Consider the following 14,107-nt stretch of genomic DNA (forward strand, 5'->3'; position numbering starts at 1 on the left):
ATCCTTTCTTTCTATTATATATTAACGATTATCAATTGTTTCTGGATATAGATCATGGTTCATCATGCGGTAGTCTGCCATTTGTTCATACTTCGTGCCTGGGCGACCGTAGTTGCAGTAAGGATCAATTGAAATCCCTCCACGTGGTGTGAATTTCCCCCATACCTCAATGTAACGCGGATCCATTAATTTAATTAAATCATTCATAATAACGTTCATGCAATCTTCGTGGAAGTCACCATGATTGCGGAAACTAAATAAATATAGCTTTAAAGATTTACTCTCTACCATTCTTTGTTCTGGAATGTAGCTAATATAAATTGTTGCAAAATCTGGTTGTCCTGTTTTCGGACATAAGCTTGTAAATTCAGGACAATTGAATTTCACAAAATAATCACGGTTTGGATGATTATTATCAAATACCTCTAAAATTTCTGGGCTATATTCAAATAAATATTTTGTATTTTGATTTCCTAATAATGTTACATCTTTTAAATCTTCATCTAATCTTCCTGCCATTTTAAACATCCCTTCTCATTATACTCCGCGTTTATTTCCCCATACTAACGCATGAAGCTGCGGCAATACTTTTGCATTATTCATCTCTTTACAATTTACAGCTTTATCGATCAGCCACTCATACTTATCTAATAATTTTTTAATCAACATCGTATCATCCACCGTTTTTGTATCATCATTTCCTACTTGTAAGAAAAATGGCACATCTGGATAACGTTCGTGCATATTAACTGCATACTCAAAGTCATAATCGTCAAATACTACTACCTTTAAACTAATATCTTTTCCTGCTAGTTTCTGAATAACAGCATCTAACTTCTGAAAATCAGTATTCATTGCCGAACTTGGTGGTTTTGGAGAAATCGTTATCTCATCAATTTGAAGTAACCAATCTTGCCATTTACTCCCTTGCGTTTCGATTGCTGTTCGCATTCCATTCTCTTTTAATATAGAAAGAAGAAACTCAATATTTTTCAGCAATGCTGGATTTCCACCTGAAATCGTAACATGAGAAAAATTTTCGCCACCAATTTCTACAAGCTCGTTCCAAACGTCCTCTGCTGTCATCTGTCTAATTTGATCTTTAGCCGATCCATCCCACGTAAAAGCAGAATCACACCAAGCACAGCTATAATCACAACCAGCCGTACGAATAAACATCGTCTTTTGTCCTACAACCATTCCTTCACCTTGAATAGTCGGACCAAATATTTCTAAGACAGGGATTTTACTCATCAAGCATCCACTCCCGTCTTACTTCCGCATAACTAGTCGGCGTCTCAAATAGACGAACAAATTCAACGCGAGCTCCTTTATATTCGTTCGCACGATTATCTTTTAGTAATGCTTCTGCCATCTTTTCATAAATCCAAACGACCATGTTTTCAGCAGTCGTATTCATTGCTGGTAACGTTTCGTTTAAATAACGATGGTCTAAATAAATTTCTATTTCATTCTTCCAAATTTCTTTTATATCTCCAAAGTCAATCGCAAGACCTATTTCATTTACATATCCACTAATCCCAAATACAACTTTATATGTGTGACCATGTAAGTTTTTACATTTCCCCTCATAACAGTGTAAATGGTGTGCTGCATCAAATGTAAATTCCTTGCTGACCATTACTCTTTTATTATGATATTTGAGCTGTTTACGCTGAATATCCTTGTCCATTTTTTGCAAATTTTCTACGATGCGAAATCCAAAGAAATTATCCATTAGTTATTTGCTCCTTCGCGTTCTTGTAGGTACGTATCTAATCCTGCTTTACGAAGCTGACATGCTGGACATTCACCGCAACCATCACCAATGATTCCGTTATAACATGTTAATGTTTTTTCTCGAACAAACTCGAATGCTCCAAGTTCATCTGATAATTTCCATGTTTCCGCTTTATCAATCCACATAAGTGGTGTATGAATTACGAACGGATAATCCATGGATAAATTTAAAGTAACGTTTAACGATTTCACAAACACGTCACGGCAATCTGGATAACCACTAAAATCAGTTTCACATACACCCGTTACAATATGACGTGCTCCAACTTGTTTTGCTAATACAGCAGCAAATGATAGGAATAGTAAATTTCGTCCATCTACAAACGTCGATGGCAATTCACCTTCTTCATGTGTAATCTCCATATCCGTTCTCGTTAACGCATTTGGAGCAAGTTGATTTAATAGACTCATATCTAGCACCGTATGTTTAATTCCTAGCTCTTTCGCAATTTCCGCTGCACAATCAATTTCTAGTTTATGACGTTGATTGTAATTAAACGTTACAGCTTCTACTTCTGCAAACTGCTTTATTGCCCAAAATAAACATGTCGTACTATCTTGTCCTCCACTAAAAACAACAACTGCCTTTTCTTTTTTCATTTCACTCATTCTCCTTCTCTACTACGAATAAGAAGAAAGAACGTTCTTGAACTGTCACAATAAAAAAACAAAACAATACCTAAAGATATTGTTGTTTCCATAGTTTTTTATAGAGGGAGTTCGCGAACCTCTCCCGTGCAATGCACGGAATTCCTTCTTTCATTGACAAAGCTTATTGTAACATATTGTATACTACCAGCAAAAATTTCTGATTTTTCCGCTATTTTTCCATTTCATTTCTTTCATTTTATAGTATGATGAATTTAATGCGAGAAGAGAAGAGAGGAGGCACACCACTGAAACCCTTTATTATTTATCTCTTTTTAAATATATTATTCATCCTTGTTACAATGCTCGTATACCATTTATTTTGGAATCAAAAAGGGAAACGTTCTCCTAAATTAAATTCAGCTATATTTATTGTATTATGTTGCCTCGTTACTATACTGTGTATCACTTTCGCAGCAAAAACAAATTATGGATTTCAATTTGATATGCGTCATATCGTATTAATTGTCGGTACATTAACCGGAGGTCCTATTGCTGGTGGATCTATATTAGTTGTATTAAATATATACCGCTTCTTATTAGGAGGAATAGGTGTTTTCCCATCGGTTATCGGTTCTATCCTTCTATTTATTGTCCTATTATTTACATACAAATTTTTCAACCGAACTTCTAATCGTATAAAAATAGCACTTGCTATTATCTACAGTCTCACATACGGATTTAGTTGGATACCTTTCTTCCTTTCAAAGGTTACAAACAAGGCTGATTATATACCACATATTATTGTGTATGAGTTATGTACGATACTTGGTACGATCCTTATTTTATATTTACTACACATATTACAAACTCAAGTTCGTCTCCAAAATGAACTTATGAATGCTGAAAAATTTCATTTAATTGGTGAAATGGCAGCGTCTATCTCTCATGAAATTCGCAATCCATTAACTTCAACGAAAGGATTTTTGCAACTTTTACAATCAGATACATGTACTGAGCAGGAGCGAAAATTATATATCGACATAGCCATCAACGGAATCGAACAAGCAAACCACGTTCTTACAGATTATTTAACCTTTGCAAAACCAAGTATTGAAAAAGAACAAAGATTACAGTTAGAAGAAGAACTACTACATGCATTATCGTTAATTACACCGCTTGCTAATTTAGCAAATGTGCGTACGCATTATATAAAGCAAAGCACTTCTTTTTTTATCGCGGGAGAAAAACAAAAACTAAATCAATGCTTGTTAAATATTTTAAAAAACTGCATTGAGGCCATGCCAAAAGGCGGTGATCTTTATTTCACATTAGTTCCTGATCATAAGCATATTCAGTTGTATATAAAAGATACAGGAATCGGTATGGATACCGAACAAGTGAAACGTCTTGGCTCTCCTTTCTACTCAACGAAAGAAAAAGGAACTGGTCTTGGAATGATGGTCGTGTTCAGTGTTGTTCAAGCTATGAACGGAAAAATCGATATTATAAGCGAAAAAGGTACAGGTACAACCTTCTTATTAACTTTTCCACTCATACAAAAAACGTGATGAAATAATCATCACGTTTTTTCTGTTCCTTCAACTAATTCAGCAAAGGCTTTCACTTTGCCATGTGGTTTTTGATTTTCTTTACGTGCTTTCCAAGCGCGCTCTTCTTCTTTCTTTTTCTTGGACATACTTTTCAACTCCTTCTTTTCTTTCTCCATGTAGTATTCCAAAATAAGAAAGAAAACTATGCACGTATCAAAAAAGAAGTGGTCTCCCACTTCTTCCTACTTATCGCTGTAAAATTGCATGTTTCGCCTCTTTTAACTGCGTAAGATGTCTTTGTTCATGCAATTCAAGAAATTGAACCCACTGATACAAATTCAACTCATTAAAAATAGGATGCTTTAATCCATTTTCAAATAGATCTTTTTCATCTATAACACTATGAAGCGCGTGTAATAGTTCTTGTCGTGAATGTTCTAGCAATTGAATTCCTTGCTGTTTTTTCATTAACGTTTCTGTTGGTTCCATTTGCTGAGGAGCTTCTCGTTTATGTGTGCGATCAAGCGTAAGTTGGAGGTCTTTAAATGGAGTCGTGTTTCTTTCATTTTTTTGTAAAGCATATACAAGGGCAGATGTAACTGATTGTTCAACTAAATGCAAGTGATGCAAAATTTGAATAATACTCCATTTATCACGGCGTGGCTTTACATTCACTTCTGTATCATTTAACATTTCAATTTCTGATAATAGCGTGCTTCGAGTAGACTGTAATGAGTTCACCAAACTTTCTAAACTCACATCCATATTAGATTGAAGCATACTTCTTTCCCCCCTTTTTGTTGGTGAAAAGAGGTGCTCCTTATTAGAAACACCTCTTTAGTATTCTGAATTTTCTTTTATTATCTCATCATTTTCTCGTTATGTCGATGTTAAACATGTGAAAAAAAGCGCATGTTTTTTACAATTTTGTGTCGTCAATCGCATGTAGCCAAGCTTCAATTTCTGTAATGACACTTTTCACACAACCTTCAGCAAATGGTGATGTTAAATTTGCAACTTCTACTAATTCCAAGAATGATTTACTTCCACCTTGTTGACACAGATTCACATAATCTTCCCATGCCTCTTGTCTATTATCTCTTGCACGTTTCCAAAATTGCAGTGCGCAAATTTGTGCTAATGTGTAGTCGATATAGTAGAACGGCGAGCTATAAATATGTCCTTGACGTTGCCAGAATCCACCGCGCTCTAAATAATCATTATCTTCATAATCACGATGCGGCAAATACTTTTTCTCTATATTACGCCATGCTGTCTTACGCTCTTCTGGTGATGCTTCTGGATTTTCATATACATAATGTTGGTATTCATCAACAGATACACCATACGGTAAAAACAGAAGTGCTGAACTTAAGTGAGAGAAATAATATTTATCTGCATCTTCTTCAAAGAATGACTTCATCCATGGCCATGTAAAGAATTCCATACTCATAGAATGAATTTCACATGCTTCATACGTTGGCCAATTGTATTCTGGAATTTCAAACTTTCGACTTTCATATACTTGGAAAGCATGACCAGCTTCATGTGTTAATACATCAATGTCGCCAGATGTTCCGTTGAAGTTTGAGAAAATAAATGGCGCTTTATAATTCTCAATATATGTACAATATCCGCCACCAGCTTTTCCTTTTTTCGCAACTAAATCTAATAAATCATTATCTAGCATGAAATTGAAAAATTCATCCGTTTCAGCCGATAACTCTTTATACATCGTTTTCCCATGATTAACAATCCAATCCGCATCTCCTTTTGGAGTTGGATTACCAGTAGCAAACTCAAAGTTTTCGTCGTAATATGCTAACTTCTCTACACCGATACGTGCTTGTTGTCGCTTTCTTAATTCCGTTGTAACGGGAACGATATAATCAAGTACTTGCTGACGATAATTCGCCACCATTTCCGCATTATAATCTGTACGGTACATTCTTGCATATCCAAGTTCAACAAAGTTTTTGAAACCTAAAGATTTGGCGATTTTCGTTCTCACTTTAACAAGCTCATCATAAATACGATCTAACTCTTCCTCATTCTCAGCTAAAAATCCGTAATATGCTTCACTTGCTACTTTACGTTCATTTCTTTCTTTCCCTTGCATAAATGGAATCAGTTGCGATAACGTTCTTTCTTCTCCTGCAAAGTCAATTTTTGCAGATGCTAATAACTGCGTATATTGTGAAGACAATTTATTCTCTAATTGTAAATCTTTCACAACTTCATCAGAGTATGTTTTCAAATCACACTCCGCTAAAGCAAATAATTGCTTTCCATAATACGCTTCTAATTCTTCACGGAATGGAGAATGAATTAACGCATTATAATACTTTGTACCATATCCTTGTACAACTGGAGAGAATTCATCAAAGAAATCTTGCTCTTCCTTATAAAAAGCATCTGTCGTATCAACAGAATGACGAATGTAACAAAGATTCCCCATTGTACCGAAGTCGTTGCGAATTTCGTTAATTGAATTGATGACTTGTTTTTGTTCTTCTACAGTTTTTGCATTATCAAACTTCTCTAAAGCAACAGTAAACTTTTCTTTTAATTCTTCAATATTTGGCCGTTTATATTCATAGTCTTTAAATGACATGAACGAGCCTCCTCTCCATTATGTGCATCCTTACTATAATTCAATGCTTACTTACAAATCTCCTCTTATTCTTCAACAAAATACGGCAGATGCTGTCATAATTACATGTAAACAAAAGAGCCTTGGATTTCTTTATCCAAAGCTCTTTTGGAACATACTATTATTTTTCATATTTCCCAATCTTTTTTAATAGAGCAAGTAATTCATCCTTTTCCTCTTTCGTTAACATTTCAAAAGACTGATGTATAACTTGCTCATGCCCTGGAAAAATAGAAGCAATAAAGCTCTCTCCAGATTCAGTTAGTTGTGCATAAATAACACGTCTGTCATTCGGGCACGGAATTCTCTTTACTAGCCCCTTTTTCTCTAGCTTATCTACAACATATGTAATGCTGCCACTAGCTATTAAAATACGCTCACCAATTTGCTGAAGTGGTTGACCGCCTTTATGATATAACAGTTCTAATACAGCAAATTCAGTTGGATTTAACCCGTTACTTTGTATAGATTTATTTGTAGTATCCATAACAGATCGATGTACACGAGATAATGCAATAAATACTTTTAAAGATTGAGAAATATCTTCTCGTTCATTATTTGATGTCATACAACTTTCAACCCTTCACTTAAATTCTCAGTAATAAAAAGAAAAAACAACTTAGTACTTCATGTAAATTCCGAATGAGTATTCACTCATTCATTTCCTCTCCCCAAATATATTATGAATGATTCTTGAATAAAAACATGACAATTTTAACATAGTTTATATATAATGATAATAAAAAAGAAGGAGTACCAAATTTGAAAGTCAAATTCCACAGCATAGTTTTATATATGGTGCTTGTTATCCTACCAACGATAGGAATTGGTGCTACATTTTATTCATATCATTCGTATAAAATGAAGCAGGAAAACAAACTATCTGCTCACACGGTTCTCTTTTTATATAGAGACTATTTAGATCATCACCTTGGTGAAGCAATTTCCGCATTAGAAATGCTCTCAAAGGTCGTAGGAACCGAGACTGGAAATATAAATGGAGTTAAACAAATTGTACATGATACAGATGGAAACGATACACGTTTTTCTGGTTTATATTACGCTACATCAGAAGGCATCATTACAATCGCATCCGAAGGCGACCGACCACCTGTTGATGTCTCAGATCGCAAATATATTCAAGACGTATTGCAAACGAAGAAAACAACTGTATCATCAGCCATTACAGATCGTGTTCTTGGACATCAAGCTATTATGATTGCTTCTCCCATTTTCAATAAACAGAAGGAAATCTCAGGCTTATTGTTAGCAAGTTTACGCTTTGACTACATTTCAGCATCTTTAAATGCCATTAAGCCACAATATCATTTTGAAGTAACTGATAAACATGATGTAGTTTTTCTCACCGATGATAATAACGAAACAAGTGATGCGCACTCTAATATGCTTACTACCCCACTCCAAAGATTAAATTGGAAGGTCTCTGTTTCTCCATTGCCTATCCATCAAAAAACTTTATATCAGTGGGTTGCAATAGAGTGTATAGCTACTTTATTTTTAATGTCTATTTTATTTTTACTTGCTCAATATATGTTGTTAAAACGTCAAACAAAACTGGAAAGACAACAAAATGAACTACAAAAAATTGAATTAGTTGGAACTTTTGCAGCTAGTACAGCCCACGAAATCCGTAATCCTCTTACCGGAATTAAAGGGCTCGTCGCTCTATTAAAAGAGAAATATAAAGATGAACAAGATCAGTTTTATTTTTCCGTCATCGAACAAGAAATAGAACGGATTAATGAAATTGTAAGCGAATTTCTTATTCTTGGAAAGCCAACTGCTATCATTGAACAAACATATGATGTGAGAACCATTCTAAATGAGGTAGCATTAATTATTCAATCTGAGGCGAATCTACATAACATTGTATTCCATTTACATTTGCCAGACCATTCTGTTCATATCCGTTGCTCAAAAGACCATATGAAACAAGTGGTTTTAAACATTACAAAAAATGCAATTGAAGCCATGAATTCTGGTGACACACTGATCATTTCCGTAACAAACAATGAAACACACGCACAATTGCAAATTACAGATACTGGAAAAGGCATTCCAAAACATATTCAAAAACACCTCTTTCATCCGTTCTTTACTAATAAAGATACTGGAACCGGTCTTGGACTTGTCATATGTAAACGAATTGTAGAGATGTACAATGGGCATATTTTTATTGACAGTATAGAAAACGAAGGAACGACAGTTCATATCGAAATTCCGTTACACCTAGTATAATTATCCTTATCCCAAAAGGGTAATTATACTTATTTCATAAAACCAGCCACAAGCATTCGCCAAAAATTACTTGATTTCCCTTCATATCCAATTTGAAAAATAGGTACCTTTATAATTGATAACCATTTTGGTGTTTGTTTTTCTTTATAACGCTGGTACTGTAAAATAAGCTTGTCCAATTCTTGACTCACTTGAATTGTCTCCATACTATTTAACCCACTTGTTAAACCTAATTGAATCATTTCTTCACGTTTCATATGAATATCACGTGAAAGCTTTTCTAATGTGTACTTCCTTTTTACAGTAAACATTCATATCCCCCTTATTATACTTCCATGCTCTCAACTTTACTTCTCCATTGGCCTTTTAACTACTTAATCATATTTGAAGAATCAGAAAATTTAACATTTTCTCCCTGTAATTTACAAATCTTTACCCTCACTTTGAGAATTATTACAAATTATTCTATCTTTGTAAATACATTCGCAATAATAGACATTTTTTTCATCTTCTTTTTTTACAAATACCAATTAAATAGCGGATTCTCTATTTTCCATATACTTTTCTTCGACATTTTTTGTTTAATTTTTATAAAAACGCAAAACATAATGATGATTGATAAAGTGAAATTTAATCATTGGGGATTTTGTCCTTCCTCACTGCTCGCAAATAGCGGGATAAAATAGAAAGGAAATATTTATATGCGCAAATATACGATTGCATTGCTTATATTTACTATGTTCTTACCATCCTTCTTGTTTCCTGTTCAAGCAAAGGCCCATACAAACAAAGTCGCTATTGTCATTGATGACTTTGGCAATAATATGAAGGGGACTGATAAAATGTTATCACTTCCTATTCCACTGACTGTTGCCGTTATGCCTTTTCTCCCTTCCACAAAGGAAGATGCGATAGCGGCTCATAAGAAGGGGCACGAAGTTATTATACATATGCCAATGGAACCTATTAAAGGTAAAAAAGAATGGCTTGGACCAAAAGCAATTACAACTGATTTAAGCGACGAAGAAATAAATAACCGACTCGAACAAGCGATTCAAGAAGTACCGCATGCAATTGGCATGAACAATCATATGGGATCAAAAGTGACCGCGGACGAAAGAATTGTACGACTTATACTTGCAGCTTGTAAAAAACACGGTTTATTTTATTTAGATAGCAAAACAAATCCTAAGAGTGTTGTCCCAAAAATCGGGAAAGAATTAGGAGTGCCTATTATTGAAAATCAATTATTTTTTGATGATGTGTATACAGCGGCACATATTTCAAAACAAGCCCAATTACTTATTAAAAAACTTCAAGAAAAACCGATTATGGTAGCTATTGGACACGTTGGACCTCCAGGTGAAATTACATCACGTGTTATAGAAACTTCTATTCCTAAAATTCGCGAACATGCAGATTTTATTTTTTTATCTGATTTAGCATTATCTCCACCTCCTGTTTCAAAATAAGATTCATTACTCGCACTAAAAAAGGTACCAATCTGCATATAGCAAATTGGTACCTTTCCTTTTCACCTTAAATATAATCTACATGACTCACCCTGAATCCTTTTTTCTCTATTTTTCCAATTAATTGCTTTAATCTTTTTTCATTTAACTCATCTGCTATATTTACGATAACGCGGCGAATATATTGATCACCGTTATCTAGCGTAAATAATCCACCGATATTAAATGCTTTCAACAATGTCCCAAGTTCTTTAATCGTTCCCTTACAATCTTGTGTTGCAATTGTTAATATATAACCACCCGTCCGCATACCGAATGAATCTTCGATAACATCAAATATATTGGAATGCGTTAAGATACCGACAAATTCATTATAGTCATTTAGCACAGCTAAAAATGGAAGTCGACGAATAACATAAAATGCTCTAAAAAAAGAATCCTTTTCAAAAATAAATGCAGAGGAATCTCCCAGCATATGTTCCGTACTTAATTTCTCTAATCCGCTATTACACTTCTTTTCTAAAAGATCTACTTTATAAATAATCCCTATGAATTTCTTTTCATCTTCTGCTAATACAGGGATTGCTCGAAATCCCGTTTCATTCATAATGTGCAAAGCCTCTTCACCTGAATCGTTCATTTTGCAAAATGTTACTTGCTGTTTTGGCAGAAAATGATATTTAACTCGCAAAATATGTTCCTCCTTACATGTCAACATGTAATCTATATATAATAAGGAGACCTATATTTTATGAGTGAAATTATTTTTAAAACGCTTTCATTTTTTATTGACTTGTAACGACATCACAAACATTTTATATAACAGAGCTCTTTGCACCTTTTATCATTAACAACTTTACATGGTAATTCATTAAATATTCTATACCCTCTAGCCATTTTTTCGCTTCTTCTGGAGTTTTCCCCCACACAATCATGCCATAATTATGAACAAGAACTACTCCTCCACCTTCAATAAAATTCGGTACATTACTTTCTAATAAATCAGCAAATTTCTTCTCATCTTCTACAATGGGAATTGTCATTTCTGTTATACCTTCTTTTCCAAAAACACGTTCCACGCTACGTTTATCGAATGTTACTTCTCCTTCTTCTCCATATAACTCTGATATTAAATGGCTATCTACAGTCTGCACTTGTAAAATACATTCTGCACTACTTTTTTTATAAATATCCGCATGCATAAACGATTCTGCAGCTGGTTTTTCTTCATTTTCAAATACTGGCTCACACATACAATTAACAACAATAAAGTCTTCTTCTGAAAATAACCCTTTATCTCTTCCCTCAACGTTTATTAAAAAAGTTAACGGCTCTTTTGACGTACAGAGTGATAAACTAATTTTTGTACCATAAAACCAATCACGAAGTGCCAATTCAGATTTCACATCTTTTAATTCATTCCATTTCTTTAGAAAAAATAACATTTCGTCACCCCCGGCATAATATTTATATAATGTTCGAATCCTTTCTATGTAAAAGGAGTATTTTTTGATTATTCTAAAAATTTAATTGAATTATCACATGAGAACGCCTTTTTGTCAATATAGTTTCACAGCTCTTCTTTAAAATGGGCCATTCATATATCTATACTTCTGTCTATTACCTATTTCATTTTGTACATAAAAAATACGTTATTCTTTTTAAATCAAAGAATAACGTATTTTCTCATCTTTTATTTCTTTATTGCATTATATAAAAACTGTGCATATTGTTCACGTGTTACGAAATCATCACCTAAAAAGTTTCCTTTTCCATCACCTTTTGATATATTATTATCCGCTAAAGCTTTCACATAGCCTTCTGACCAATGACCCTTTGGTACATCTTTAAACTCTATTACTTCTTCAGCTACTTTTTCATTTACAACCTTTTGAATCACAGAACCAGTGAAGAAAATACCTGTATCATTAAATGGATCTTTCACTCCAAATTCATATACTTTCTCACCTGGTGTACTCCATTTCACTACACCATTACTATGCGTACCACCATCACTCTTCAGACGGATTTTTGTAGATACCTCACCGTCTTTTTCGTATATAGGTACTTTTACTTCTTTATTTACTTCTGTATCCTCTAGAAAGACTTTTTGGTTTTGAACATTAATATAAGCTTTCTTACTTAGTTCTATTACTGGTCTAACATCGCGGATTTCATTTGCAACAAAACTTAAATATACTAACTTATTCAACTTACTAACTGGCGATAAGTCTGAAATATAATTTGCTTCTAAATCAAGTTTTTGTAAGTTTACTAGATTTGATAATGGAGTAATATCCTTTAACTCATTATTAGGTAAATCTAATTCTGTAAGCTGAGTCATTTTAGCAAGTGGTGTCACATCTTCAATTTGATTTTTCCCGATAAATAATTTATTTAATTGCTTCATTTGATCAATACCCGATAAATCTTTAACTTTATTACGAGTTAATACTAAGTCTTTTAAAGGTAATGAATATAACGGTTTAATATCTTCAATTTGATTACCTGCTAAAGTTAAGTATGTTACATTTTTCAACGCGCTTAATGGAGCAACATTCGTAATTTTATTATTTGCTAAATTCAAGTAATCTAGTTGTTCCATTTTCGCTAATGCTGTTACGTCTTCTATTTGGTTGCCTGATAGATATAAACTTTTTACATTTTTCATTTCAATGAGTGGTGCAACGTTTGTAATTTTATTATTACTCAAATCAAGAGATGCTAAATTATCCATCTTAACAAGTGGTGTTACATCTGAAAATTCATTATCACGTAAAGCTAAATGATTTAATTGCTTTAAATTCGCAAAGAACGACGGATCTGTTATCTTCGCATTCGCAACTGTTAAAGATTTTAAATTTGGCATATATTTTAATGCACTATAATCAAGAATCTCATTCGTGTTTAAAAACAAGTCCTTTACTTGTAATAACTCCTCTTTCGTAATTGGTGTATTTAAATCTTTTCTATTAAATACTTTTTTATTAACAAGTTCTCTTAATTTGTTATCTGTTATCATATTTTGACTTTCAACTGGATGATCCGTTTCCGTATTGCCTGAATTAGAGTTATCATCTGGTTTCTCTGTTTCTTTGTCACCTACAATTGGATCTTTAATTTCAAATTGAACTTGATATTTGTGATCATATCCGATGGCCGGAATAAGTATATGCATATTATGCTTCTTCTCAAACTCACCAATTTCAAATTGGACTACTTTCGTTCCATTTTTCCTCTTATCTTCTGATAAAACTTTCACATCTTGAAATACACCAGGTTGGTTTTTATCCTCTATTCTAAGATATTGAAAATAATCGCTATCTTGTATTGTTACAGTAACGATTTTTTTCCCATCTTCAATTGCTACTTTAGGATTTTTTATGTACTGAGAAACCATAGATGGCTCATCTTGTTGATCCTTATATATTTTAATCTCAGTATCGTATGTACGTTCACTAGCTGCTGCCACCGACTGGTTTGCTTCAGCTTTTAGTGCTGCTAATGCTGGAGTAGAGTATGTAGCAAATGGAATTGCTAATGTTGTGGCTACTACTAGCGCCTTAATATAACTTTTTCAAAATAATATCCCCTATCATACATAATTTTTATAATTGATAAATGTTATCAATTATCTACAAATAAATGATAATATTACATTAAGTTTATATTTCCAAAGATAAAAAATAAAAAAACCCTTTAATCAAAGGGCCTTTTTACCTAGCGTATGAAGAATTTCACTTTTTTCTTTTTCATTAATAAAACCAATTTTTTGCAAAATA

The 14,107-nt window shown here is 33.4% G+C and carries 15 protein-coding genes and 1 riboswitch; of the genes, 3 read left to right on the forward strand and 12 right to left on the reverse strand.

Annotated features, from left to right (window positions below; all coding sequences use genetic code 11):
- Window positions 1–21: 21 nt before the first annotated feature.
- The 4 genes from queF to queC are packed head-to-tail and all read right to left on the reverse strand — an operon-like array spanning window position 22 to window position 2,400.
- Window positions 22–519 (reverse strand): preQ(1) synthase, encoded by a 498-nt coding sequence (gene queF / locus DN392_RS22290; RefSeq protein WP_000918895.1) that lies wholly within the window; start codon window positions 517–519, stop codon window positions 22–24.
- An 18-nt stretch (window positions 520–537) separates the two neighbouring features.
- The gene (queE, locus tag DN392_RS22295; protein ID WP_000036277.1) at window positions 538–1,254 is read right to left on the reverse strand and encodes a 7-carboxy-7-deazaguanine synthase QueE; all 717 of its coding nucleotides are present in this window, start codon (window positions 1,252–1,254) and stop codon (window positions 538–540) included.
- A complete protein-coding gene (gene queD, locus DN392_RS22300) occupies window positions 1,247–1,738 on the reverse strand; it encodes a 6-carboxytetrahydropterin synthase QueD (protein WP_000368411.1) in 492 nt (163 codons plus the stop codon). The genes queE and queD overlap by 8 nt, the downstream gene beginning before the upstream one ends.
- Window positions 1,738–2,400 (reverse strand): 7-cyano-7-deazaguanine synthase QueC, encoded by a 663-nt coding sequence (gene queC / locus DN392_RS22305; RefSeq protein ID WP_000711606.1) that lies wholly within the window; start codon window positions 2,398–2,400, stop codon window positions 1,738–1,740. Before queC ends, queD begins: the two co-directional genes overlap by 1 nt.
- Window positions 2,401–2,493: 93 nt before the next feature.
- A riboswitch (PreQ1 riboswitch) is annotated at window positions 2,494–2,537 on the reverse strand.
- A 213-nt stretch (window positions 2,538–2,750) separates the two neighbouring features.
- Between queC and kinB the strand changes: the two genes are divergently transcribed.
- Window positions 2,751–3,959 carry a sporulation sensor histidine kinase KinB gene (gene kinB, locus DN392_RS22310; protein WP_033658886.1) on the forward strand — a complete coding sequence of 403 codons (1,209 nt, stop codon included), beginning with the start codon at window positions 2,751–2,753 and terminating at the stop codon, window positions 3,957–3,959.
- 11 nt (window positions 3,960–3,970) lie between these two features.
- Here kinB and DN392_RS30935 read toward each other — a convergent pair whose 3' ends face one another.
- The 4 genes from DN392_RS30935 to DN392_RS22325 all read right to left on the reverse strand — a co-directional run bounded on the left by DN392_RS30935 (window position 3,971) and on the right by DN392_RS22325 (window position 7,162).
- The gene (locus tag DN392_RS30935; protein ID WP_000038254.1) at window positions 3,971–4,087 is read right to left on the reverse strand and encodes a DUF6254 family protein; all 117 of its coding nucleotides are present in this window, start codon (window positions 4,085–4,087) and stop codon (window positions 3,971–3,973) included.
- Between the two features lie 100 nt (window positions 4,088–4,187).
- Window positions 4,188–4,721 carry a DinB family protein gene (locus DN392_RS22315; RefSeq protein ID WP_000941972.1) on the reverse strand — a complete coding sequence of 178 codons (534 nt, stop codon included), beginning with the start codon at window positions 4,719–4,721 and terminating at the stop codon, window positions 4,188–4,190.
- A 139-nt stretch (window positions 4,722–4,860) separates the two neighbouring features.
- The gene (locus tag DN392_RS22320; RefSeq protein WP_000008583.1) at window positions 4,861–6,555 is read right to left on the reverse strand and encodes a M3 family oligoendopeptidase; all 1,695 of its coding nucleotides are present in this window, start codon (window positions 6,553–6,555) and stop codon (window positions 4,861–4,863) included.
- A gap of 160 nt (window positions 6,556–6,715) precedes the next feature.
- Window positions 6,716–7,162, reverse strand: coding sequence for a MarR family winged helix-turn-helix transcriptional regulator (locus DN392_RS22325; protein ID WP_000203344.1), 447 nt, complete (start codon window positions 7,160–7,162; stop codon window positions 6,716–6,718).
- Between the two features lie 194 nt (window positions 7,163–7,356).
- Between DN392_RS22325 and DN392_RS22330 the strand changes: the two genes are divergently transcribed.
- On the forward strand, window positions 7,357–8,853 hold the full coding sequence (locus DN392_RS22330) for a DUF3149 domain-containing protein (RefSeq protein WP_000865031.1): 1,497 nt from the start codon (window positions 7,357–7,359) through the stop codon (window positions 8,851–8,853).
- Window positions 8,854–8,882: 29 nt separating this feature from the next.
- On the opposite strand, the gene DN392_RS22335 is transcribed toward DN392_RS22330, so the two are convergent.
- Window positions 8,883–9,164: an aspartyl-phosphate phosphatase Spo0E family protein gene (locus tag DN392_RS22335; RefSeq protein WP_000495533.1), complete on the reverse strand. Its 282-nt coding sequence runs from the start codon at window positions 9,162–9,164 to the stop codon at window positions 8,883–8,885.
- Between the two features lie 390 nt (window positions 9,165–9,554).
- On the opposite strand from DN392_RS22335, the gene DN392_RS22340 reads away from it, so the two are divergent.
- Window positions 9,555–10,325 (forward strand): divergent polysaccharide deacetylase family protein, encoded by a 771-nt coding sequence (locus tag DN392_RS22340; RefSeq protein ID WP_001234116.1) that lies wholly within the window; start codon window positions 9,555–9,557, stop codon window positions 10,323–10,325.
- 67 nt (window positions 10,326–10,392) lie between these two features.
- Here DN392_RS22340 and cbpA read toward each other — a convergent pair whose 3' ends face one another.
- From cbpA to DN392_RS22355, 3 genes are all read right to left on the reverse strand, one after another.
- Window positions 10,393–11,016, reverse strand: a complete 624-nt coding sequence (gene cbpA / locus DN392_RS22345) for a cyclic di-AMP binding protein CbpA (protein ID WP_064056800.1) — start codon at window positions 11,014–11,016, stop codon at window positions 10,393–10,395.
- A gap of 124 nt (window positions 11,017–11,140) precedes the next feature.
- Window positions 11,141–11,770, reverse strand: coding sequence for a class II aldolase/adducin family protein (locus DN392_RS22350; RefSeq protein ID WP_000895986.1), 630 nt, complete (start codon window positions 11,768–11,770; stop codon window positions 11,141–11,143).
- Window positions 11,771–12,018: 248 nt separating this feature from the next.
- Window positions 12,019–13,893: an NEAT domain-containing leucine-rich repeat protein gene (locus DN392_RS22355; protein ID WP_088321150.1), complete on the reverse strand. Its 1,875-nt coding sequence runs from the start codon at window positions 13,891–13,893 to the stop codon at window positions 12,019–12,021.
- Window positions 13,894–14,107: the final 214 nt, after the last annotated feature.

The organism is Bacillus sp. BB51/4, assembly GCF_008368845.1.
Taxonomy (GTDB): Bacteria; Bacillota; Bacilli; order Bacillales; family Bacillaceae_G; genus Bacillus_A; species Bacillus_A wiedmannii.